The organism is Collinsella sp. CLA-AA-H167 (assembly GCF_040095305.1).
In the GTDB taxonomy this organism is placed as follows: Bacteria; Actinomycetota; Coriobacteriia; order Coriobacteriales; family Coriobacteriaceae; genus Collinsella.
In genome coordinates, this window is sequence record NZ_JBBNGA010000009.1 from 18896 (window position 1) to 41023 (window position 22128).

Genomic DNA, 22128 nt, shown 5'->3' on the forward strand with positions numbered 1-22128 from the left:
GCCATTTTCGCTCCCCAAGGGCACTCATTGGGGACAGACTTAAATGAGTGCCCCTGGGCACCTAGTTGATTGCTAAAGAGCCCCGTCCTTAAAAGACTGCTCTCTGGGTTGCGGTGAGATGCGCAACAGAATCGTGCCATTTGGATAAATACGCTTGTGGTTTCTTTAAAGACACCTTAAACGCCGCTGAATATCTTTGGAAAGAAATGCCTGCTCGGTATCATGCTGCTCGTATATAAACGGTGGCAGTCAGGAGACCACGTGCGAAACATCGCATCGCGGGACGAGTATGTGCCGCAGCATGGCAGCAGATATAAGACGAAGGGCACGTCTTCGCGTGGCCTTGCCGGCGCTCGCATCCGCGTGAGGAAGATTGCCGCTATTGGGATGCTAACGTCGGCGGTTATTATCCTCGGAATTACCGTTAAAACCTACGCCTCGGAGCGAACGGGGCGCCCAGATGCGTCAACGGTACAGCTGCAAAACGAGAAGGTTTCAAAGTCCAAAGCGTCGGCAGATCAAGCTCTGTCGACGGCAGATCTCAAGACGAGACTTTCGAAGGCGGACTTCAACGATATCCCTTCGGGTGATACCGTTCGGACCTTCTCGTTGGTGGATAACAAGACTCCTGCCTTGGAGGATGAGAGCCTTGCCTCGCTCCAGGATGCCCTGTGTCGGGCGCAGGAGCTGGGCGACGTGGGTGTAGTGTTCTACGACCTATCGAGTGGTAGGGGCGTGACGTATAACGCCGATGTTGAGGTGTATGGAGCGAGCAGTTATAAGGCGCTGTATGCACTCTATATTTGCGAGATGTTGGTCGAATCGGGGCAGGTGTCGCTCGATTGGCCTTTAGCCACGTATGGTGGTTACAGCATGGGCTGGCAGACAGTGCGTGACCTTATCGAGGCCGCGGTCGTCAACTCGGACAACGATTCGTTTATCGCGTTACGCGCGGCGTTTGACCATGATGGCTATGAGGATTGGATTGCCAATCTGGGTGTTGATGACGAAACGGCACTGAATCCGATGAGTGATTTTCCGACCTACTGCCCGCGCACTTCTGCGAGGTTATGGCGTGAGATGAGCGAGTATCTGAGCATGGATACCGAGACTTCACAGTGGTTGTCGGGCCTTCTGGCATCAACATCGCGCTCGTTTATTCGCGATGGCATTGCGGACGAGCAGGTTTTGGTGCGCAACAAGGCAGGCTGGATTAGCGAGGATGGTTACTACTCGACATGCGATGCGGGCCTTATCGACATCGATGGCTGTACCTATGTCATGGGTATCATGACATCGATGCCGTGGAGCGACCGCTCGAGTGAGGTTACGGCCGCGATTGCAAAGGCTCTGTTTGATACGCGAGCTGCACTGGCTTAGCGTGTTCGTTTGACGAGGTCAAACAAAATGCTGGTACCATACCGTGGTTGAGAATTTCGAATAGGTTTGGGGAATGGCATGGCTACCATTGCGATTATCGGTGCGCTCGAAAAAGAGATCATGCAGATTAAGGAAGAGCTGAGCGACGTTTGCGAGGCACGGGAGGCAGGCTTGACCGTTGTGAGCGGTGAGCTCGACGGCCTGACAGTTGTCGCCACAACGGCGGGCATGGGCACGGTGAACGCCGCCGCTGCAACACAGCACCTCATTAGCAAGTATGCTCCGCAGGCTGTTGTGTTTTCGGGCATTGCGGGCGGTTTGAACCCCAAGCTCCATATCGACGACGTGGTCATTGGCAAACGCCTACGCTATCTGGATACCGATACCGCGCTTATCGCCGAGTCCGCACCGGGGCTCGAGGAGTTTGGCTCGACGCCCGCGCTGGTCGATATTGCCGCCGAAGTGCTTGCTGAGCGTGGGTTTGTTGACGCTTCGACAAATGCAGTCGCTTCGAATGAGGGCACCAAGCAGTTCCTGGTCGGCACGATTGCCACAGGTAACCGCTTTGTGACGGGCGCCACCATGCGCAACGACGCTATCGAGGCGACGCATGCCGATTGTGTCGGCATGGAGGGCGCGGCAATTGCCCATGTCGCAACCAAAAATGGTGTCGATTGCCTGGTGTTGCGCGCTATCAGCGATAATTGTGACGAGGCGTACGATGCAATTTGCGAGCGCGAGTTCGATCTGTTCGAGTACGCGCGTGTCGCAAGTGACATCACGCTCGATATCGTCCGCCGCATTGCCGCTGCGCAATAGCGCGTCTATTTGTAAGAACCTACGACCAAGGAGTGTCCATGGCCGATTCCATTAACTATCAGCTTGCCAAGTTCGTCGCCAGCTACGGCAAGGTTTCGCAGATCCCCGAGTCCACCTGCCCCGAGGTGAGCTTTGTCGGCCGCTCCAACGTGGGCAAGTCGTCCATCATGAACAAGCTCTTTGGCCGCAAGAACCTGGTGAAGGTTTCGAGTACGCCGGGCAAGACGAGCAACATCAACTTCTTTGAGGCCGATGACGTGCATTTCGTGGACCTGCCGGGTTACGGTTTCGCCCGTCGCTCCAAGGCCGAGCGCGACCGCTGGGCCGAGCTTATCGGCGACTTTTTCGACTCCGAGCGCAGCTTTAACTTGGTCGTCTCACTGGTGGACATTCGTCACGACCCCAGTAAACTCGACCATGACATGATCGACTACCTGCAGGGCAACGAGTTCAACTTTATCGTCTGCCTCACCAAGGCCGACAAACTCAGCCGCACCCAGCAGGCCCGCCAAGCAGCAGCCATCAAAAAGCAGCTCAACGTCCCGGCCGAAAACGTAATCATCACAAGCTCCCAAACCGGCACCGGCATCGACGAACTAAAAAAGCGCATCGCCGAGGCCTGCCTCTAGTCAGGCTGCAGCCCTTCAAAAGCTCCTATCTATATCACCTCAGTGATAGTTATTGGTAAACTATCGCTGAGGTGATATTTTTTAGGAGGTCGATATGGAGCTTTGGCACGGGTCGGAGGTTGTTGTCGAGCATCCATCGTTGGATAAATGCAGGCAATTCAATGACTATGGGCGCGGGTTTTATTGCACACCGCATGAGGAAATGGCAATGGAGTGGGCATGTCGGACCGAGTCTGATGGCATTGCCAATCGATATGAGCTTGATTTAGATGGCCTTGCGATTTTGGATTTGGAATCAGGTGAGTTCTCGATTCTCAACTGGCTTGCAATTCTGGCGAATAACAGAGAGTTCAATGTTTCAACGCCAGTAGCACGCGAGGGGCTTCGTTATCTGCTGGATAACTGCCTGATTGATATTTCTCCCTATGACGTTATTCGAGGCTATCGTGCAGACGATTCCTATTTCTCGTTTGCAAGACAGTTTGTCAACGGCATGATCTCGCTCAGGCAATTGCAGCGCATTATGTTTTTGGGGGATTTGGGCATTCAATATGCGCTTATGAGTGAGCGTGCGTTCTCGGCGATTAAGTTCCGCGATTGGAAGCAGGCTTCGGGAGCTGAGTTTTATCCCAAACGATTTGAGCGAGAACAGAACGCTCGACGAAAGTACCTGGATACGGTAAACGGATTTGACTCTGATGGTGTCGACATTAGGGATTTGATGGCAGGGAGGGTTGATTTGAATGATCCAAGAGTTAACGGATCGTGGGCCGAGTAGGACATACCCCGTCTACTACCTCGAGGACGCAATGAACAATCTCGGCGACTGCTTTGACTATGCCGTTAACGATTATGGAGCAGAAGGATCGGAAGTTGCTGAACTCTTTTGCTTGAGCGGCGTAGCTCGCGAGTTCGAATGCGGCAACGCATGGGTAGTGTCGGGAAAATCGGGCGTTGAGCTGTTCGCGCTTATCGCCGAAAGGTCGGGCTATCAATCAAGGCCGATGCCAAATCGAACCTACCGATTCGAAAAGACACCGGAATATTGGACAGGCTGGATATTGGCATACCTTCAGTGGCGCCTAGGAGAGTCTTTCGAAGATTTGCTGCATGTCGTTCCATTCGATGTGCTACGCAGTCTGTACTACCCCTGGCACGAAGCCTCGGAGGAACGCGTGGCTCGCCTCGTCTGCGATATGGCGAAAAAAGCGTCCAGGCAAACCAAGCTTGCGTTAGCAAGAAAGAGGCTCAAGAAAACCCAACAAGATCTGGCATACGAATCGGATGTGTCACTCCGCTCAATCCAAATGTACGAGCAGCGCCAGAGAAACATCAATGAAGCTTCGGTAACAAGCGTAAGAGCCATAGCAAAAGCCCTCCACTGCAACATCGAAGACCTCCTAGAACCAGTCTTCGAATACAAAGAAACCAGCGCAGCGTAAACCAAGCGCACAGGCGAAGCCTGTCACTAGTAAGTGTCCCTACCTAGCAAGAGCCCCTACCAATAAAAAGCAACTATCAGCCCGGCGCTTTTACAGAGTGTAGGTCCCTGTAGCCGCCGCCAGCGAAGTGAACGTAGGGGAGGCCAGGGGCTTTGCCCCCAAATCTTTCCGCAGGACGGCAGGACCCCCGCCGCACGAAGTGCGCAGCGGGGGTCCTGCCATGTCCGAGGACGATTTGGGGGCAAAGCCCCTGGCCTCCCCGGCGAGTATACGGGACGGCGACTACAGGTATTCGATCTGGGCGCCTTCCGTGTCGCACGTGAGGATATGCGTATCGCACTTGGGGAACTGCTCGCGCAGCTTGACCTGCAGGAACTTTGCCACGATGGTGTCGTCGGTCACAGCCATGAGGGTCGAGCCCGAGCCGCTAATCCAGATGGTCTTAGCGCCGCCGTTAAGGCAGGTGTCGCGCACAGCGTTGTAGTCGGGGATGAGGCGGCGGCGATAGGGCTCTTGGATGCGGTCGTCGTTGGCGGCGGCAATCAGGTCAAGGTCGCCGGTCTCCAGGCCGCGCGTCATGCCGGCGATGCGGCCCATCTGCCACACGGCGGTGGAGAGCGGAATCTCCTGCGGCACGACCTTGCGCGCCTCGCTCGTGTGTACCTCGTAGGGCGGGATCACGGTAATAAAACGCAGGCGATCGCTCACCTCGTAGCGCAGGCACTGGGGGAGCGAATCGGTCGGCGTAAAGGAGCAGACGGCGCCGCCCAGGATGGCGGGGGCGACGTTATCAGGATGGCCCTCGACTTCGGTGGCAATGCGGACGAGCTCGGCACGGTCGACGGTGTGGCCCGTCAGCGCGGCGGCCGCCATGATGCCAGCGACGACGCAGGTGGAGCTGGAACCCAGGCCGCGAGCGACGGGCACATCGGTTTGAATGTCGATGGCAACGGGAAAAGCCGGCTCGCCCCATGCAGCCAGTGCATCGACAAAGCTCACGTAGACCAGGTTGTTCTCGTTTTGGAATTCCTCGGGGCAGCCCGTGATGGTGAGTTTGTCGGCGCGCTCGAGGGTGAAGTGCGAGTAGAGGCTGACGGCCATGCCGAGGGTGTCGTAGCCGATGCCTAGGTTGGCGCTGGTTGCTGGGACGGTGATTTTGATCATGTGGGTCCTCCTGGGCGGGTCTGACCGTTTAGTTCGCTGCTCGGGCAGTCCTGGCTCGCTCGGAAAGCACATTAAGTGCTTTCCGGCTCGTGCAGAACTCGCGACGAACTAAACGGCCAGACCCGCTCGCATGCTCGTCATCATCCCGAAAGCTAAATAAAAAGAAGGTGCGCCGGCTTTCGCCGGCGCCTTATATGGGGTTTAGTTGGTAGCCATCTTTTTTGCTGCAGACTCGACGTAGCTTGCCATCTCGTCGACGTCGCAGACGTCTTCGAAGCGGACGGGCTTGGACTCGAGTTCGGCGAGCTGTGCCGGTGCGATCGTATTGGTGGCCTGCTCGAGCACGCGCATGGCTTCAAAATCATCCTCGGGAACGTCGAGGCCCAGGGCGTCGCAGCAGGCGCGCGGGAACTTGTAAGGGCTGGCGGTCGAAAGCAGCACGCGGGCCTTGGCGTCCTCGGCGGGGGCGACCTGCTCAAAGACGTGATAGCCGCAGGCGGTGTGCGGGTCGATCACGTAGCCGTTCGCGTCCCAGCAGCTCTTGATGGCAGCGCGAACCTCGTCTTCGCTGGCCCAACCGCAGCCAAAGACGCTCTGAATTTTTGCCAGCAGGTCGGCGGGAACCTCGTAGCGACCAGTCTGTGCCAACTGCTCCATAAGGCCGGCAACGAGCTCGCAGTCGCCATCGGACAGGAAGTACAGCATGCGCTCCAGGTTAGAGCTGATGAGAATGTCCATCGACGGCGAGATGGTCGTGAAGAACGGACGGTTGCGGTCGTAGACGCCGGTGGTCAGGAAGTCAGCGAGCACGTTGTTCTTGTCGCTCGCGACGATGAGCTTGGCGACGGGCAGACCCATGCACTTGGCATAGTAGCCGGCCAGGATATCGCCAAAGTTGCCGGTCGGTACGCAGAACTCCACGGCGTCGCCGGCCTCGATGGCGCCGGCGCGCAGCAGCTGCGCATAGGCGGCAAAGTAGTAGACGACCTGCGGCACCAGGCGACCGACGTTGATCGAGTTGGCGCTTGAAAGCACCGTGCCGGCGGACTCAAGACGCTCGGCAAGCTCCTTATCGGCAAAGATGCGCTTGACGGCGCTCTGGGCATCATCGAAGTTGCCGCGGATGCCGCAGACGGCGACGTTGTCGCCCTCTTGCGTGGACATCTGCAGGTTCTGGACGCGGCTGACTTTGCCTTCGGGATAAAAGACGGTAATACCCGTGCCCGGAGCGTTGGCAAAACCGGCGAGCGCGGCCTTGCCGGTGTCGCCTGACGTGGCGGTGACGATCATGATGCGCTCGGCGCCGCCGTCCTTGGCGGAAGTGCGGGCCATGAGGCGGGGGAGCATCTGTAGGGCGACGTCCTTGAAGGCGCTTGTGGGGCCGCCAAAGAGCTCCATCACATAGGTCTGAGGGGCGTCAGCACCCGGCGCTGCGTCGAGTTTGACGAGCGGCGTAACCTCTTCACTCGCGAACGTGCCGCGGTATGCCTCGTCGACACACGCCGAAATTTCTTCGGCCGTGTAATCATTCAGTAACATTCCCAACACATCTTGAGCGATTTCAAAGTACGATTTATCTGCAAGCGAGCTGATATCGACCTGCTGGGTGCCAAGCTCGTCCGAGACAAACAAACCCCCGTCGGGAGCGATGCCGGTGCGGATTGCCACCTTACTTGAGCACGATAAAGTGCGTCCTCGTGTACTATGATAAGTTCCCATATAACACTGCTCCTCGGATGCCTTGGTCCCAATCGGTGAAACCATGGTATCAGAGCGCGCAAAATAGGTTCGCAGAGGCTTTTTAGAAAGGTAACCTCCAGCCCATGATTAAGATTGCCAAGTTTGGCGGCTCGTCGGTCGCCGACGCCGAACACTTTAAGAAGATCAAGGCCATCGTCGATGCCGACCCGGCTCGCCGTTTTGTGGTGGTTTCTGCCTGTGGACGCCGCTTTAAGGGCGATACCAAGGTGACCGACCTGCTCTACTTGGTCAACGCGCACGTTAAGTATCACGTGTCGTGCGAGGAACTGCTCGAGGACATTGGCCAGCGCTATTTTGATATCGCTGACGAGCTGGAGCTCACCTATCCCATCCGTGAGGAGTTCGCGGCCTTTGCCGAGCGCGCCCGCTCGGGCGGCTACTCCACCGAGGAGCTCGTGAGCCGCGGCGAGTACTTCACCGCTCGCCTGATGGCCGAGTACCTGGGTCTGCCGTTCCTGGACGCCGCGACGGTCGTGGCGTTCCATCATGACGGTACGCTCAGCATGAACCGCACCGCCGAGCTGGTGCAGGAGTACGGCCAGCAGGGCGGCTTTGTTATGCCCGGTTTCTACGGCGCGACGCGTGAGGGCCAGATCAAGCTGCTCGACCGTGGTGGCGGCGATATTTCCGGCTCAATCCTGGCCAAGTGCCTGGGCGCCGACCTGTACGAGAACTGGACCGACGTTTCGGGCTTCTATTCTGCCGATCCTCGCATTGTTCCCGAGGCTCAGCCCATTGCGCGCGTTACCTACGAGGAGCTGCGCGAGCTTTCGTACATGGGTGCGAGCGTTCTGCACGAGGAGGCCGTGTTCCCTGTGCGTGAGGCGGGTATTCCGCTGGTCATCAAGAACACCAATGCGCCGCAGGACCCCGGCACCATCATTAGCGAGACGGCTGATGAGGGCGAGGCGGAGCCCATCATTACCGGCGTGACCGGCAAGCGCGGCTTTGTCGCCATCAACGTCGCCCGCGACCGCACCAAGCCCCGTGTTGGCTTTATGCGCCGTGCGCTTTCGGTGTTCGAACGCTATGACGTCTCCGTCGAGCACATGCCCACCGGTGTCGACCGCTTTGGCGCCGTGGTGCAGGAGCAGGATGTGCACGACTCGCTGTACTCGCTCGTGGGCGACATTCAGCAGGAGGTCGAGCCGCTCGAGATCGAGGTTGTCGAGGGCCTGGCGCTTATCGCGACCGTCGGCCGTAACCTGCGCGGGCGCGCAGGTATCTCGGGTCACCTGTTTGGCATGCTTGGCCAGGCCGGCGTGAGCGTGCGTATGATTTCGCAGAGCTGTGACGAGATCAATATCATTATCGGTGTCGAGGAGAAGGACTTCGACCTTGCGATTCGGACCATTTACCGTGCCTTCTCCGATGAGAACGGCATTGTGAAGGTCTCCGATCTGGAGGCTCCCGCGCCGGCCGATCCCACCCTGGCCGCGCTCAAAAAGTAGCGACTGCTCGGTAGATTTTTGGGTCATGTCTCAAAAATCTACGGCGGGGCGTTTCGTTTCGGTTTCGTTTCGACGGGGCGGGTTTCATGCCCGCCCTGTTCTTGTATAAACTGGCAACAATAATCGGCCTGCTCGGCGTGCGGGCAAAAGCCACAACCTTTAAAGGGGGAAGCATGAAACAGTACACGGTTGCTATTTTGGGCGCGACGGGAGCCGTGGGCACCCAGATGCTCGAGTGCCTCAACGAGCAGGAGTTCCCGGTCGGCAAGCTCAAGCTGTTGGCAAGCGCACGCTCCGCGGGCAAGACCGTCGAGTTCCGCGGCGAGCAAATCGTGATCGAAGAGGCTTGCCCCGAGGCCTTTGAGGGCTGTGACATTGTGCTTGGCGCTGCCGGCGACGATATCGCCAAGGAATTGCTGCCCGAGGCCGTAAAGCGCGGCGCCGTCGTGGTCGACAACAGCCATGCCTTCCGCATGGATCCCGAGGTGCCGCTGGTCGTGCCCGAGATCAATGCCGACGACATCAAGTGGCATCACGGCCTTATCGCCAACCCCAACTGCGCGACCATCATCGGCCTAGTTCCTACGTGGCCGCTGCATCAGCTCGCCGGCGTGAAGCGCATGATCGTCTCGACGTACCAGGCGGCTTCGGGCGCTGGCGCTCCCGGTATGGCTGAGCTCGAGGCTCAGCTGGCCGCCCTGGGCCGCGGCGAGGAGATTCCCGAGCCGCGCGCCTTTGCCGCCCAGCTCGCGAGCAACCTGATTCCGCAGATTGGCGGTGTCAAGGAGGAGGGCTTTACCTCCGAGGAGATGAAGCTGCAGAACGAGGGCCGCAAGATCATGCATCTGCCCGAGCTGCGCGTGAACTGCACCTGCGTGCGCGTGCCCGTGCTGCGCTCGCACTCCGAGAGCATTACGCTCGAGTTCGAGCGTGACATCACGGTTGAGGAGGCTCGTGCTGCGCTGGCTGCCGCTCCGGGCGTGAAGCTGGTTGACGACATGAGCGCCGAGGATGCGCACGACCGCTTCCCCATGCCGATGGATACGTCCGACCAGGACCTGATTTGGGTCGGCCGCGTGCGTCGCGACATCTCGAACCCCGAGGCCGTGCGCGGTATCACCTTCTGGTGCTGCGGCGACCAAATCCGTAAGGGCGCGGCAACCAACGCCGTCCAGATCGCCAAGCTGCTCTGCGAGTAGGTTGACCTGTCCGGCGGGGGCCGGGCTTAGTTTTCAGAACGTCCTCGACCATGTGTGGCGCCTTGTCCTGCTCCTTCGGAGCTGCGGACAAGGCGCCACACTGGTCTGCGGAGTGTTCTGAAAACTAAGCCCGGCCCCGCCTGCGGTGACGTTGTTGCGAGTGGCTTGCGATGGGGCCGTTGTTGGTTGGGGCCGCTGGGCTGATGTGGGGGCGCGTGGTTGTTGCGGGCCCTGGTCCCGGCGGCGGCCTCGGCGCTTTGCGCCTGCCGCCTTTGGGGACTGCGGAGCGCGGCCGGCAGCTGCGGCGCTGTCGCGCCTGCTGCCTGCGGGGACTTTGGGGTCGTGCGGCAGCTGCGGCGCTGCCGCGCCTGCTGCCTTGGGTGACTTTGGGGTCGATTGAGGTTGTCTGCACAATTCGCGGTATTATGTTGCGGAGTTTTGAAAGGAGCCGCTGGTGGTCACGACAACATTTGCTTCGCCTTTGGGCGAAATCTTGCTTGCCGCTGATGGCCGCGGTCTGACGGGGCTTTGGTTTGAGGGGCAGGAGCACTTTGGTTCCACGCTTCTCCGGGAAGACTCCGAACATGTTGAAGGCGCCGACGCGGTTTCCGGTACCGGTGGCATGTTGCCGGTGAGTCCGGCAAATGGCGCGGCTTCTTCGGTGCTTGAGCGTTCTTGGGCTTGGCTGAATGCTTATTTTGCGGGGCAGGAGCCTCGGTTTACGCCGCCGTTGCATATGATCGGCACGGCGTTCCAGCGCGAGGTTTGGTTTGAGCTGCTTTCTATCCCGCGTGGCGAGGTTGCTACGTATGGCGAGATCGCTCAGCGTGTTGCGGCTCGACATCGTGTGCCGGGAAATGAGGCTCCCGTTGTGTCCCCGCGTGCCGTGGGGGCTGCGGTTGCGCGTAATCCCATTTCGATTATCGTGCCGTGCCATCGCGTGGTTGTCGCTGACGGGTCGCTCAACGGATATGCCGGCGGGCTTGATCGCAAGGAGTGGCTGCTTCGGCTTGAGGGTGCCTATCTATAAGCTGCAGGCGGCCGCAACGCCCATGCGGCAAGCGCGCTCGCTGTACGGGCGTTGTTTGCAGGGCGAGATGTGAAGCCGCCCGTTCCTTAGGTCCGACTAAGCTATAACCTTGCTTTTTTAAATATGCTCATCGACCTGCTAAGGCAGCACTAAGGCGAGTGCGGGTGCGCTATTATCGGCGCTCACGGAGCGCTTGGTGTTCTTGGCACGCATGGACGAGGGCTCGGCGGGCTTTACCATGGCGTCGATCGATCTTTCGGAGGCGGTGAACAAGGTGGCGGCGCCGTTTAAGTCGGTGGCGGTCTCAGGCGGTAAACGCCTGTCGACGTCGATTGCGACCGGCGTGCGGACCCATGCCGATGCCGCGGCGGTGGCGCAGGTGGTTGAGTTGCTACTGGACAACGCCACGCGCTATGCGAGCGAGGGCAGCGTGATTGAGCTGAGCCTGTGCGCCGTTTCGCACGGCAAAGGCAAGGGCGCCGCCGAGCTTGTCGTATCGAACGCCGTGGACGAGCTGCCCGAGGGCGACCTGGACCGATTGTTCGATCGCTTCTATCGTGCGGATGCGTCGCGCAGCTCCAAGACGGGTGGCTCGGGCGTGGGCCTGTCCGTGGTGCGTGCCATCGCCGAGGCCCATGGAGGCGCCGCCACCGTATCCGGTCACGGCAACCAGATCACCTTCACCGTTTGCCTTTAAAACCTGCCAAAAAGGAACAGGTTTATTTTGGCAGGTTTTATCTGGGGAAACGTCCGCAGGAGAGGGCATGGGCGGTGTGAACATATGCATCTCTACCTGCTAAAATATAGGCATCGTTATTCGGCTCCTGAGTGGAAAGGAGACGGTCATGCAGTACGAGATCGGCGGAGGGGCTTTCCCGGTTGTTACGTGCAACCTTAGCGATGGCGAATCCATGATCACCGAAAGCGGCGCCATGGCTTGGATGACCCCCAACATGGAAATGTCTACCTCGGGCGGTGGCATCGGCAAGATGTTCTCCAAGGCTTTTTCGGGTGAGGCATTGTTCCAAAACATTTGGACCGCGCGTGGCGATGGCATGATCGCGTTTGGCTCCTGCTTCCCCGGCCGCATCGTGCCAATCGAGATCGGTCCGGGCAAGAGCTGGATTTTGCAGAAGCGTTCGTTCCTTGCCGCGGAAAGTGGCGTCGAGTTGAGCATTCACTTTAACAAGAAGGCAAAGGCCGGCGTCTTTGGCGGCGAGGGCTTTATCATGCAGAAGCTCACGGGCTCGGGTGTTGCTTTTGCCGAGATCGACGGCGACCTGGTTGAGTACGAGCTCGCTGCTGGCCAGCAGATGATTGTGGATACCGGCAACGTGGCCGGCTTTGAGGAGACCGTGAGCATCGACGCTCAAATGGTCAAGGGCGTCAAAAACATCATGTTTGGTGGCGAGGGCGTGTTCAACACCGTGCTCACCGGTCCCGGTCGCATCTGGTTGCAGACGATGCCCATTTCCAATCTTGCGGCAGCAGTGGCCTCGATGACCAACAACAATAACTAGTCCGCATAGGATAGCGCGCGGCGGGCTTACCCTGTCGCGCGCTTTTTTGCTGGCAAACGCCTCGCTTATAGAGTGTGGCTGCGCTGCTACAGCGAGCGTCGTCATCTCGTCACCCTGATAACTTGCGGCAAGCGTGGCAATGAGGAGTGAGAATTTGAGTGCTCAGTCCCAAGGCATAATGGCGGCCATGCCAACAAGCAAAAACGAGTTGCCGGTGTCACGGAAAGGCAGGCGTCGGTCGATTCCACGTGAGACGGCTGTGCCGATCTGCACGGCCGCCCCTGCGCGTCCCGCGCTGCCCCCAAAGAGGTACGTTTCCCCTTATAAAACCTGCCAAAATAAACCTGTCCCTTTTTGGTAGGTGGGAAATGGGTAATACTAAAGAGTTATCCGACCAGATGGGAATTAATCGATGGCCTATATCGAATTCAAAGACGTCATCAAGGCATACGGCGAGGGCGATGCCCGCATCCACGCGCTCGACGGCGCGAGCTTTACGGTCGAGCGCGGCGAGCTCGCCATCATTTTGGGTGCTTCGGGTGCCGGCAAGACCACGGCCCTCAACATTCTGGGCGGCATGGACACGGCAACTTCTGGCACCGTGACGGTGGACGGGCGTGACGTGAGCTCTGCCAACGAGGCTCAGCTTGTGGAATACCGTCGCGCCGATGTTGGCTTTGTCTTTCAGTTCTACAATCTGGTCCCTAACCTGACGGCGCTTGAGAACGTCGAACTCGCGGCGCAGATCTGCCCCGATTCGCTCGATGCCGAGCAAACGCTTCGCCAGGTTGGCCTGGGCGACCGCCTCGCTAACTTTCCGGCGCAGCTTTCGGGCGGCGAGCAGCAGCGCGTATCCATCGCCCGCGCGCTGGCTAAGAACCCCAAGCTGCTTTTGTGCGACGAGCCTACGGGTGCACTCGACTACAAAACCGGCAAGCAGATCTTGCAGCTGCTACAGGACACTTGCCGCAAGCAAGGCATTACGGTCATCATCATCACCCACAACTCTGCGCTGGCGCCCATGGCCGATCGCCTGATCCGCTTTAAGAGCGGCCGCGTGGAGAGCGAGACGATCCAGCAAAATCCTGTGCCTATCGAGACGATCGAGTGGTAGCGCCCATGAATCAGGACCGCCAAAACAGTCAACGCCGCGACGCGCAGAACACGGAGCGCGAGCAGGATTTTACGACCTACCGTACCGCCCAAAGCTCAAACGATATGGTGCCGACGGTTTTTCGCCGTGGCATCTACCGCACGATTCGCGGCAGCCTCAAACGCTTCTTGTCTATCGTTGTGATCACCGCGCTTGGCGTGAGCGTGATGTGCGGCCTTAAGGCGGGCTGCGAGGACCTGTGTGATTCGGTCGACGCCTATTTTGACCAGCAGAATGTCTATGACATCAACGTGCAGTCGACCTATGGTCTGACCGATGACGATATTGCCGCGATCCAAGAGGTCGATGGCGTCGAGACGGCCGAGGGCATCTATACCGAGACCGCCTATACCGCCGTGGGTACGACGCGCGAGCGTGTCGTCGTACAGAGCCTCTCCAAAGAGAATATTGACCAACCGGTGCTAGTGCGCGGCGAGCTGCCCGAGACTTCGGGCGAAGTGGCAGTGACCTCACGTTTTTTGAAGGCTTCGGGCAAGAAAATCGGCGATACGGTGAGCTTTGCCGCCAACGATGCGAGCTCGTCGAACCAAAGCGCCAAGGACCAGTTTGCCGATGGGGACTACACCATCACGGCCGAGGTTCTCGATCCTACCGACGTGAGCTCCGACTCGACAGTCAACGCCTTTCGCGCTGCTTCGACTGCGGACTACAAGTTCTACGTGAGCGAGGATGCCGCGACATCTTCTTCCTACTCCGCTGTCCACGTGGTCGTCGAGGGAGCCAAGAGCCTCAACTCCTATTCGGATGCCTACTCGGCAAAGATCAATGAGGTCAAGGGCAATATCGAGAAGATCCGCGAGGAGCGTGAGAAGGCGCGCGCCCAGGAGCTGACGGTCGACACACCGGCGAGCTTGGACGCAGCTGAGCGTCAGGCGAATATGGTCTTTGGGATCGAGCAGGACAACATCAATCGCATGGCCGAGGGCAGCGACGAGCGTGCGCAGGCGCAAGCCGACCTGGACCAGCGCCGTGCCGCCGCCGACCAGCAGTTTGCCGATGCCCGCGCCGAGCTCTCTGACCTGGGCGAATGCACCTGGTACATCCAGGACCGCGATAACATCGCAAGCTACTCGAGCGTGGAGAGCGATAGCTCGTCAATTGAGGCCATTGCCACGGTGTTCCCGTTCATCTTCTTTATCGTCGCCGTGCTCATCAGCCTCACCACCGCCACGCGCATGGTCGAGGAGGAGCGCACGCTCATTGGCCTGTACAAGGCGCTCGGCTATTCGCGCGGGCGTATCCTGTCCAAATATGTGGACTACTCGCTGTGGGCGTGTCTGATCGGTGGCGTGCTCGGCAATATCATCGGATTTGTGGGTCTGCCGCTGTTCTTGTTTACGGTGTTCGACGACATGTACTCGCTGCCCCAGATGTTGCTTTCGTACGACATCGTGTCATCACTCGTGTCGGTAGCGCTGTTTGCCGTGGGCGTGGTGGGCGCCACGATTATCGCCTGCCGCCACGAGATGGCTGAGACCCCAGCCTCGCTCATGCGCCCCAAGGCCCCGCGCGCCGGCTCGCGCATTCTGCTCGAGCGCATTGGCTTTATCTGGCACCGCATGGGCTTTTTGAACAAGGTCGCTGCACGCAACCTGTTCCGCTACAAAAAGCGCGCCTTTATGACCATCTTTGGCATTGCGGGCTGCACGGCGCTTGTGATTTGCGGTATGGGCATCCGTGATACGTCGGTCGCGCTGTCGCCCAAGCAGTACGGGCACATCGCACGCTACGATTTGCTGGCGGTCGCCAATCCCGATGATTTTTCGCAGACGTGCGCGGCGTTGGATGAGCGCAGTGCAGCCAAGGATTCCGACGTGACCGTGACTTCGACGCTGCCGATTATGACCGACAACGTTACCTTTACATTCGGCGGAAAGAGCGAGACCGTGCAGCTGATCGTGGTGCCCGATGACCGCACGAACGACCTGGATGACTACGTGCGCCTAGAGGACGAGTCCAAAGAACCGCTCGCCCTGCGTGACGGGGATGTGTATTTGAGCAAGAGCTCTCAGCTGGTGCTGGGGATCAAGCCGGGCGATACGGCACACGTCCAGGATTCGTCGCTCAATGTTGCCAAGGTCAAAGTCAGCGACATCTCGCTCAACTATCTGGGCAACACGCTTTACATGACGCAGGGCACCTATGAGCGCGCGTTCGGTCGAAGTGCACGCCTTAACGGCGTCTTTGTGCTGCTTAAGGGTTCGTCGGCCGACCAGATTGCGTTTAGCAAGAATCTTAAGAGTGACGGTTGGCTTACGATTTCGAGTACGGCCGAGCATTGGGAAAACTATGAGGCGAACTTTACGATTATCAATTCGGTCGTGGTGCTCGTGACCTTTATGGCGGCGTGCCTGTCGTTTGTGGTGGTGTTTACGCTGTCCAACACGAATATCTCCGAGCGCGAGCGCGAGCTGGCGACCATTAAGGTGCTGGGCTTCCGCCGTGGCGAGGTGCACCACTACGTCAACAAGGAGACGTTGATCCTCACGGCGATTGGTGCCGCGCTGGGCGTACCGCTGGGTGGTGCGCTGGCCGAGAGCTTTACGTACATCTTGCAGATGCCGTCATTGTACTTTGACGTCGAAGTCGAGCCGCTGAGCTACGTGCTTGCCGTGGTGCTTTCCTTCGGCTTTACGATCATCGTCAACCTCGCTACCAATCGCACCCTCAATAAGATCGACATGGTCGGCGCCCTCAAGAGCGCCGAGTAGCCTGCCAAAAAGGGACAGGTTTATTTTGGCAGGTTTTATCTGGGCAAACGCCGGACAACCATTATGTGGCCCGGCGTTTGCCCCGTCAAACGGGCTTTCCATTTGCCTTTCATTCTATTTGGTTTTCGCTCGCAGGCGTGGATGAGAGGCTCTCTTTAGCCTTCGAGATTGGGCTTGTATGGGTCGTATGCCACAAAATGGGCCTATCTACTACGTTTGCTACCACACCCTCGACCATGACAAAGATTATGAAATTAAAACCGCAGGTAGAGGGCTTGCCAGTTTTCGGAAAAGGCGGGTATGGTCGGCCCTCTCGAGTTAAACGTAGTAAATAGGCCCTTTTCTTGGCGCGTGGTCAGCTCAATGCTAATCTCCGTGCCGGAACTGACCCAGTTGTTTGTAAGTTGCGGTGATATACGGACTGTTTGGCGCTTTGGAGCTTCAAAACAGTCCCTATCTCACCGCAACTTAGGAGAAGGGCGGGGGTGGTTGGGTGCTGGTGGGTCGGAGCGTGTTAGGCCTGTTTGCGGTGCTTCCATTGTTTGCGACACCAGCGCATGAGCGCCTTTATGACGGGAATCGTGATGAGGATGATCCATGCAGGATGGGGCTGTCCCAAACAGAGCCACATGTAGAGGAACCAAGCGATGGCGGCTGCCGGGTAGATGGCCTCGATCAGCTTAGACAGGTGGCGCCGATCGATGAAGTCACCAATCGCGTAGTAGACGGGAACCAGAAAGACGAGGAAAAGCCCCATGCCCCATGTGCCGTAGACAATGCCGAGCACCAGATAGGCGAGAGTAACAAGTGCGGGGAAGGGGAATTTGTTCCATGCACGTCCGACCTTGGTGTGGAAATGCTTGCCATGATGGTCGAGCTTGTCGTGTGCTTCCTTCCAGCTGGAAAACGTCTCGCCGTCGATGGTGACGGTGCCGTCGTCATTGGTGCGTACGCTATGTCCATCGTCCTCAAGCGTATCGATATGCACGCCGTCCGGCCCCACATGCACCTCTTCGCCCTTGCGCTCGTTGGTCACATGGATGCCGCTCCAACCAACATGGACTTCCTCGCCTTTATTGGGATCAATGACGTGGATACCGCGCGCGAGGGAAATATCGACAAGTGGCTTATCGCTGCAATCAGCGTGCTCAGTAGAAGCCTCAGCCTCTTCAGCCTTATCTGAAGCTTTGGTGCCGGCGTTGCTGTTCTGTGCCTCATCATCAGCCTGTGAGTCATCAGCGCTAGCCACCGCCTCCCCATATAGCAGCTCATCCAGCGACACGCCATACAGCGCGGCGAGCGCAATAAGGTTATCGGTATCGGGCGAGGATTCGCTGCGCTCCCATTTACTGACAGCCTGACGACTCACACCCAGCTGGGCGGCAAGCGCCTCCTGAGAAAGCCCGGCAGCCTTGCGGCGATCGACGAGGCGCTGTGCCATCGCAAGATCCATGGTGGTTCCTTTCGTTTGATGGTCGAATCGAATGAGCCGAGTATGCCGAGAACAACCGGTAGCGACCACCATTTCTAGTTAGAATCTGCCCCAACCCTACCGCAACTACCGGTAGCAATCCCTAACGACCAGCCATTTCAGGACAAATGTCAGTGCTACTCTCAGCTAAGAGCTTGCAACATCCCAAAATCTCAGCCCACGCACTTGCAGCAAGAAGACGAATAGCCTCGGCCTCCCTAGTTACCGCAGGAGGCCCCAGGGCTTACCTCCCAAATCTTTCCGCAGGACGGAAGGATCCCGCCGCGCGAAGCGCACGGCGGGATCCTGACATGTCCGAGGACGATTTGGGAGGTAAGCCCTGGGGCCTCCGATGAGAGCAGTTTCGGCCGAGGCTATTCGTCGCCGAAGCTGATGCCCAACGCCTTGGCCTCGCGCACCAGGTCGCTCTGGGGGTCGACATACTTGAGCTTGCCGGCGACCTCCTCGAGCGGCATGTGGCACATCTTGCCGTCACGCAGGGCAATCATGTAGCCAAACTCGCCGCGTAGGCAGCCGAGCGCCGCCTCGACACCGCACTGGGTCGCAAAGATGCGGTCCTGAGCGTCGGGCTGGCCGCCGCGCTGCGTGTGACCGGGGATGGCGACGCGGGTCTCGCGACCGGTCTTGGCCTCGATCTCCTTGGCGATGTCGTAGACGATCGACGGGCTCGTGCGCTCGGCGAGCTTCTTCTTGTACTCCTTCTTGGACAGCGCCGCGTCCTCCTTGGAGATAGCGCCCTCGGCGACGGCTACGATGGTAAAGCGGCTGCCGGTCTCCATGCGATGCTCGATGGTCTTGATGACGTTATCCATGTCGTAGGGGATCTCGGGGATCAGGATGACGTCCGCGCCGCCCGCGACGCCGGCGTACAGCGGAATCCATCCGACCTTGTGTCCCATGATTTCGATGACGAACACGCGCCCGTGGCTCGAGGCAGTGGTGTGGATGTCGTCGATGCACTTGGTGGCGACGTCGATGGCGCTCGTAAAGCCAAACGTCAACTCGGTGCCCCAGGTGTCGTTATCGATGGTCTTGGGCAGGGCGATAACGTTGAGGCCCTCTTCGCGCAGGCGGTTGGCGGTCTTGGTGGAGCCGTTGCCGCCCAGCATAAACAGGCAGTCGAGCTGCAGCTTGTGATAGGTGTGGACCATCGCGGGCACCTTCTCGACGCCATCGGCCTCGGGAACATCCAGGCGCTTGAACGGCGTACGGCTCGTGCCCAGGATGGTGCCGCCGCGGGTGAGGATGCCGCTAAAATCGGCGGGCGACATGACGCGGAACCTGCTGTAGATAAGGCCCTGGTAGCCGTCCTCAAAACCGTAGATCTCGATAGGCTCTTTGCTATTGGTCATAAGCGTTTTGACAATGCCGCGCATGGTGGCGTTGAGCGCCTGGCAGTCGCCGCCACTGGTAAGAAGACCGATCCTGAGCATGATGAATCCTTCCGGGCAAGTTATAACATGCGCATAAGTTTACCCCCGCACACTGTTGATACGGGGGTAAAACGTGTTAGCTCAAGCGTATAGAAATGTAAACAACGCCAGGCGAGCGTAAGGTCGACGGGCCTGGCTCCTTACAGTGCGAAGGCATCGATGTCGCCCCAGTGGCGGCGCAGCGTGATGGCGGCAGCGGGCTCGGTGTTGTCAAAGACGACCGACCACTGCGTGTTGCTGGTGATGTCTTCCGGATTGGGCTCTTGCGCTGCAGCGCGTAGGGCCTTCCAAGCGACTGCCTCGTCTTGGGCACCGACATGGGCGTCAAGGACATCGGCGATTGCGACGGCGCGCTCTTTACCATGGCCCAGCTCGCCATTCTTTTGGTTGGGGAGCACCTCGTCGCCATAGCAGGTGTAGAAGTTCGTAACCTGGCGTACGGGAGTCGCTTTGAAAGCGCGGTCCGGATCGTGCGGATCCCACTCTACTACGCGCGCGTCACCGGCGGCGTCGTTGATAAAGAAGTGGTAGTCGCGTCCGGCCATGGCGTGCATGTCATAGGCAGAAAGCAGGTCGACGGCCTCCTGTGTGGTAGCCGCGCGGTCGAGCACCAAGCGGATGGCGAGCGAGGTATTGATGACGGGGCGCTGCGTGTCCTGGTCACAGGGCTTGGAATCCAGAGTGAGTACGGCAATGGACACGCCGCATTCGTTAACACCGTCGAGCTGGGCAAACGGGCCCATCAACGCCGCGGCGCGTCCGGCGATGGAGTCAAGCGGAGTGTTATCGCCCAGGTTATTGAGGGCCGCAAAGCCGATGGAGGCATAGCCGTCACGCGGGTGATTGCGCACCAGCAGCGCCGAGGTGTCGTCCTTAAAGTCGTAATTGCGACCGGTGCGCACGCGGCCTTCGGCATCTACGGCGACAAAAGCGCTGCAGGCAAACTGGGGTGCCTGGACATGTGTCGGCACACCGGGCAGCACCTGCGCCACCACGGCATCGATGTAGGCCTGGTCGTCGCGCACGCCAGCAGCGATGATGCGATCAAGATCGTAGTCGTAGGCGATGTCGATTGCGTACAGGTCATAGCCATCCGCATAGTCGGTCAAGCGTTTGAGCGACGCGGCGGACTTGATTTGCTTGTGATAAACGATACCGGTGGCAGCGGCAAGGCCGACGGCGGCTCCCGCGACACCGTAGGCGATGGCAATGTTACGTGGCTTCATGACGACTCCTCTCGTCCTGTTAGCGTAATTGTCGCAAAAGGAGTGCGGGCATGATGACTCAACTTGGTGAGCGGCGCGGAATTAAGCACGGAATGAAGAGTGCGGCGCTGGCGCGGCGGGGTATGCTGGAAGGGACCATCAACCCAGCGAAAGGGGAGAGCATGACGGATCAGGAAACGCCCGAGCGCGCGCACGTGACGGCCGACGATATCGAGGCCGCCAACGACCTTATCGACTTTATCGAGGCATGCCCCAGCATGTTCCATACGGCGGCGACCATTATGGCCGAGCTCGACGAGGCAGGCTTTACCTATCTGCCCGAGAACGCGGCATGGGATATCGAACCGGGCGGTCGTTACTACACGCAGCGCAATACTTCGAGCGTTATCGCCTTTAAGGTGGGCGAGGACTTGGCTGCGACGTGGGGCGAGGACGGCGTTGCCGGTGACTATCATTTTCAGCTCACGGCGTCGCACAGCGATTCGCCGACGTTTAAGGTCAAGGCCGTGCCCGAGCTTGACGGCGCAGGCGAGACGTTGCGCCTGAACACCGAGGCCTACGGCGGCATGATCGACTACACCTGGTTCGATCGTCCGTTGGCGCTCGCGGGCCGCGTGTTGGTACGCGAAGGCGACCGTATTGAGAGCCGCCTGCTTGCCACCGAGCGCGAAGTCGCTATTATCCCGAGTCTTGCTATCCACATGAACCGCGGCGTTAACGAGGGCTTTGCTCCCAACCGAGCCGTCGACCTGTGCCCGCTCATCAGCGCTGGCGACCTTAAGCAGGGTGACTTCGATGCCCTGATCGCTGACGAATTGGACGTTGAGCCCGAGCAGATCCTGGGCCGCGATCTGTTCCTGGTCAATCGTCAGGATGCACGCATCTGGGGCTGGGCCGACGAGTTTATCTCGACGCCCAAGCTCGACGACCTGGCCTGCGCCTACACCTCGCTGCAGGCATTTTTGGGTGCCGAGAACGCGCACGACGTTTCGGTCTTCTGCTGCTTTGATAACGAGGAGGTTGGCTCCGAGACCAAGCAGGGCGCCATGTCGACGTTCTTGGCCGATGCGCTGCGACGCATCAACGGATCGCTGGGCTTTGATGACGAGTCCTACCATCGTGCGCTTGCCGCCTCGATGCTCGTGAGCTGCGATAATGCGCATGCCGTGCATCCCAATCATGCCGAAAAGTGTGACGCTCGCAACCAGGTGGTGCTTAACGGCGGCATCGTCATCAAGGAGGCAGCCAACCAGCACTATTGCACCGATGCCTTTAGCCGCGCGGTGTTCCAGGCTATCTGCGATGACGCCGACGTGCCCACGCAGGCTTTCGCCAACAAGAGCGACATGGCCGGCGGTTCTACCCTGGGCAACCTGTCGAACATGCAGGCGAGCATGCATGCCGTGGACGTGGGCCTGCCGCAGCTTGCCATGCACTCGAGCTACGAGACCGGCGGCGTGCGCGACGTAATGTACGCCATCCGCGCCCTCACCGCCTTCTACGAGCGAAACCTAACCATCAACGGCGCCGAAAGTGTAGAGCTCTAAAACCTGCCAAAAAGGGATGTTAATTTCGGCAGGTTTTATCTGGGCGAATGCAAAAGGTGAAACCGAACTGGATTGGTGATGCGTAGCCGCCGAGGTGCAGTGTGCCTCGGCGGCTTTTTGTGTACAGAGTACGGCTGATGCTTGTAAATG

At 59.0% G+C, this 22128-nt stretch carries 18 protein-coding genes; 13 read left to right on the forward strand and 5 right to left on the reverse strand.

Going from position 1 to position 22128, the window contains the following annotated elements; all coding sequences use genetic code 11:
* Nucleotides 1–261: 261 nt before the first annotated feature.
* The 5 genes from AAAT03_RS06655 (at nt 262) to AAAT03_RS06675 (ending at nt 4270) form a co-directional block, all read left to right on the forward strand.
* A complete protein-coding gene (locus AAAT03_RS06655; protein WP_349102923.1) occupies nt 262–1380 on the forward strand; it encodes a serine hydrolase in 1119 nt (372 codons plus the stop codon).
* A gap of 78 nt (nt 1381–1458) precedes the next feature.
* Nucleotides 1459–2199 carry a 5'-methylthioadenosine/S-adenosylhomocysteine nucleosidase gene (gene mtnN, locus AAAT03_RS06660; RefSeq protein ID WP_138374603.1) on the forward strand — a complete coding sequence of 247 codons (741 nt, stop codon included), beginning with the start codon at nt 1459–1461 and terminating at the stop codon, nt 2197–2199.
* A 38-nt stretch (nt 2200–2237) separates the two neighbouring features.
* Complete coding sequence (yihA, locus tag AAAT03_RS06665; RefSeq protein WP_006234871.1) at nt 2238–2828, forward strand: ribosome biogenesis GTP-binding protein YihA/YsxC; 591 nt, start codon at nt 2238–2240, stop codon at nt 2826–2828.
* Between the two features lie 94 nt (nt 2829–2922).
* Nucleotides 2923–3606 (forward strand): DUF3990 domain-containing protein, encoded by a 684-nt coding sequence (locus AAAT03_RS06670; RefSeq protein ID WP_117758363.1) that lies wholly within the window; start codon nt 2923–2925, stop codon nt 3604–3606.
* A gap of 31 nt (nt 3607–3637) precedes the next feature.
* Entirely contained in the window at nt 3638–4270 is a 633-nt protein-coding gene (locus tag AAAT03_RS06675; protein ID WP_196025699.1) for a helix-turn-helix transcriptional regulator, read from the forward strand.
* 282 nt (nt 4271–4552) lie between these two features.
* On the opposite strand, the gene thrB is transcribed toward AAAT03_RS06675, so the two are convergent.
* Both thrB and thrC read right to left on the reverse strand, forming a co-directional pair.
* Nucleotides 4553–5434 (reverse strand): homoserine kinase, encoded by an 882-nt coding sequence (thrB, locus tag AAAT03_RS06680; RefSeq protein ID WP_349102924.1) that lies wholly within the window; start codon nt 5432–5434, stop codon nt 4553–4555.
* A gap of 201 nt (nt 5435–5635) precedes the next feature.
* Nucleotides 5636–7153, reverse strand: coding sequence for a threonine synthase (gene thrC / locus AAAT03_RS06685; protein ID WP_349102925.1), 1518 nt, complete (start codon nt 7151–7153; stop codon nt 5636–5638).
* A gap of 104 nt (nt 7154–7257) precedes the next feature.
* Here thrC and AAAT03_RS06690 point away from each other — a divergent pair, with 104 nt between their 5' ends.
* The 7 genes from AAAT03_RS06690 to AAAT03_RS06720 all read left to right on the forward strand — a co-directional run bounded on the left by AAAT03_RS06690 (nt 7258) and on the right by AAAT03_RS06720 (nt 16280).
* Nucleotides 7258–8646, forward strand: a complete 1389-nt coding sequence (locus tag AAAT03_RS06690) for an aspartate kinase (RefSeq protein ID WP_349102926.1) — start codon at nt 7258–7260, stop codon at nt 8644–8646.
* Between the two features lie 173 nt (nt 8647–8819).
* The gene (locus tag AAAT03_RS06695; protein WP_349102927.1) at nt 8820–9845 is read left to right on the forward strand and encodes an aspartate-semialdehyde dehydrogenase; all 1026 of its coding nucleotides are present in this window, start codon (nt 8820–8822) and stop codon (nt 9843–9845) included.
* Nucleotides 9846–10299: 454 nt separating this feature from the next.
* Nucleotides 10300–10875, forward strand: a complete 576-nt coding sequence (locus AAAT03_RS06700) for a methylated-DNA--[protein]-cysteine S-methyltransferase (RefSeq protein ID WP_349102928.1) — start codon at nt 10300–10302, stop codon at nt 10873–10875.
* Nucleotides 10876–11071: 196 nt separating this feature from the next.
* On the forward strand, nt 11072–11572 hold the full coding sequence (locus AAAT03_RS06705; RefSeq protein WP_117778623.1) for an ATP-binding protein: 501 nt from the start codon (nt 11072–11074) through the stop codon (nt 11570–11572).
* Between the two features lie 148 nt (nt 11573–11720).
* A complete protein-coding gene (locus AAAT03_RS06710; RefSeq protein ID WP_117629922.1) occupies nt 11721–12395 on the forward strand; it encodes a TIGR00266 family protein in 675 nt (224 codons plus the stop codon).
* Between the two features lie 412 nt (nt 12396–12807).
* Entirely contained in the window at nt 12808–13509 is a 702-nt protein-coding gene (locus tag AAAT03_RS06715; protein WP_117629924.1) for an ABC transporter ATP-binding protein, read from the forward strand.
* A gap of 5 nt (nt 13510–13514) precedes the next feature.
* Nucleotides 13515–16280 (forward strand): ABC transporter permease, encoded by a 2766-nt coding sequence (locus tag AAAT03_RS06720; RefSeq protein ID WP_349102929.1) that lies wholly within the window; start codon nt 13515–13517, stop codon nt 16278–16280.
* Between the two features lie 514 nt (nt 16281–16794).
* On the opposite strand, the gene AAAT03_RS06725 is transcribed toward AAAT03_RS06720, so the two are convergent.
* From AAAT03_RS06725 to AAAT03_RS06735, 3 genes are all read right to left on the reverse strand, one after another.
* A complete protein-coding gene (locus AAAT03_RS06725) occupies nt 16795–17733 on the reverse strand; it encodes a helix-turn-helix transcriptional regulator (protein WP_117563855.1) in 939 nt (312 codons plus the stop codon).
* A 392-nt stretch (nt 17734–18125) separates the two neighbouring features.
* Nucleotides 18126–19205, reverse strand: a complete 1080-nt coding sequence (locus tag AAAT03_RS06730) for an ATP-dependent 6-phosphofructokinase (protein WP_349102930.1) — start codon at nt 19203–19205, stop codon at nt 18126–18128.
* 140 nt (nt 19206–19345) lie between these two features.
* The gene (locus AAAT03_RS06735) at nt 19346–20431 is read right to left on the reverse strand and encodes a carcinine hydrolase/isopenicillin-N N-acyltransferase family protein (RefSeq protein ID WP_349102931.1); all 1086 of its coding nucleotides are present in this window, start codon (nt 20429–20431) and stop codon (nt 19346–19348) included.
* A gap of 161 nt (nt 20432–20592) precedes the next feature.
* On the opposite strand from AAAT03_RS06735, the gene AAAT03_RS06740 reads away from it, so the two are divergent.
* Entirely contained in the window at nt 20593–21978 is a 1386-nt protein-coding gene (locus AAAT03_RS06740) for a M18 family aminopeptidase (RefSeq protein ID WP_172622456.1), read from the forward strand.
* Nucleotides 21979–22128 lie beyond the last annotated feature (150 nt).

What these genes read in the sequence shown, in the direction of transcription:
- mtnN (WP_138374603.1), top strand. Translation starts at nt 1,459, where the DNA reads ATGGCTACCATTGCGATTATCGGTGCGCTCGAAAAAGAGATCATGCAG.
- yihA (WP_006234871.1), top strand. Translation starts at nt 2,238, where the DNA reads ATGGCCGATTCCATTAACTATCAGCTTGCCAAGTTCGTCGCCAGCTAC.
- AAAT03_RS06670 (WP_117758363.1), top strand. Translation starts at nt 2,923, where the DNA reads ATGGAGCTTTGGCACGGGTCGGAGGTTGTTGTCGAGCATCCATCGTTG.
- AAAT03_RS06675 (WP_196025699.1), top strand. Translation starts at nt 3,638, where the DNA reads ATGAACAATCTCGGCGACTGCTTTGACTATGCCGTTAACGATTATGGA.
- thrB (WP_349102924.1), bottom strand. Translation starts at nt 5,434, where the DNA reads ATGATCAAAATCACCGTCCCAGCAACCAGCGCCAACCTAGGCATCGGC.
- thrC (WP_349102925.1), bottom strand. Translation starts at nt 7,153, where the DNA reads ATGGGAACTTATCATAGTACACGAGGACGCACTTTATCGTGCTCAAGT.
- AAAT03_RS06690 (WP_349102926.1), top strand. Translation starts at nt 7,258, where the DNA reads ATGATTAAGATTGCCAAGTTTGGCGGCTCGTCGGTCGCCGACGCCGAA.
- AAAT03_RS06695 (WP_349102927.1), top strand. Translation starts at nt 8,820, where the DNA reads ATGAAACAGTACACGGTTGCTATTTTGGGCGCGACGGGAGCCGTGGGC.
- AAAT03_RS06710 (WP_117629922.1), top strand. Translation starts at nt 11,721, where the DNA reads ATGCAGTACGAGATCGGCGGAGGGGCTTTCCCGGTTGTTACGTGCAAC.
- AAAT03_RS06715 (WP_117629924.1), top strand. Translation starts at nt 12,808, where the DNA reads ATGGCCTATATCGAATTCAAAGACGTCATCAAGGCATACGGCGAGGGC.
- AAAT03_RS06720 (WP_349102929.1), top strand. Translation starts at nt 13,515, where the DNA reads ATGAATCAGGACCGCCAAAACAGTCAACGCCGCGACGCGCAGAACACG.
- AAAT03_RS06725 (WP_117563855.1), bottom strand. Translation starts at nt 17,733, where the DNA reads ATGGATCTTGCGATGGCACAGCGCCTCGTCGATCGCCGCAAGGCTGCC.
- AAAT03_RS06730 (WP_349102930.1), bottom strand. Translation starts at nt 19,205, where the DNA reads ATGCTCAGGATCGGTCTTCTTACCAGTGGCGGCGACTGCCAGGCGCTC.
- AAAT03_RS06735 (WP_349102931.1), bottom strand. Translation starts at nt 20,431, where the DNA reads ATGAAGCCACGTAACATTGCCATCGCCTACGGTGTCGCGGGAGCCGCC.
- AAAT03_RS06740 (WP_172622456.1), top strand. Translation starts at nt 20,593, where the DNA reads ATGACGGATCAGGAAACGCCCGAGCGCGCGCACGTGACGGCCGACGAT.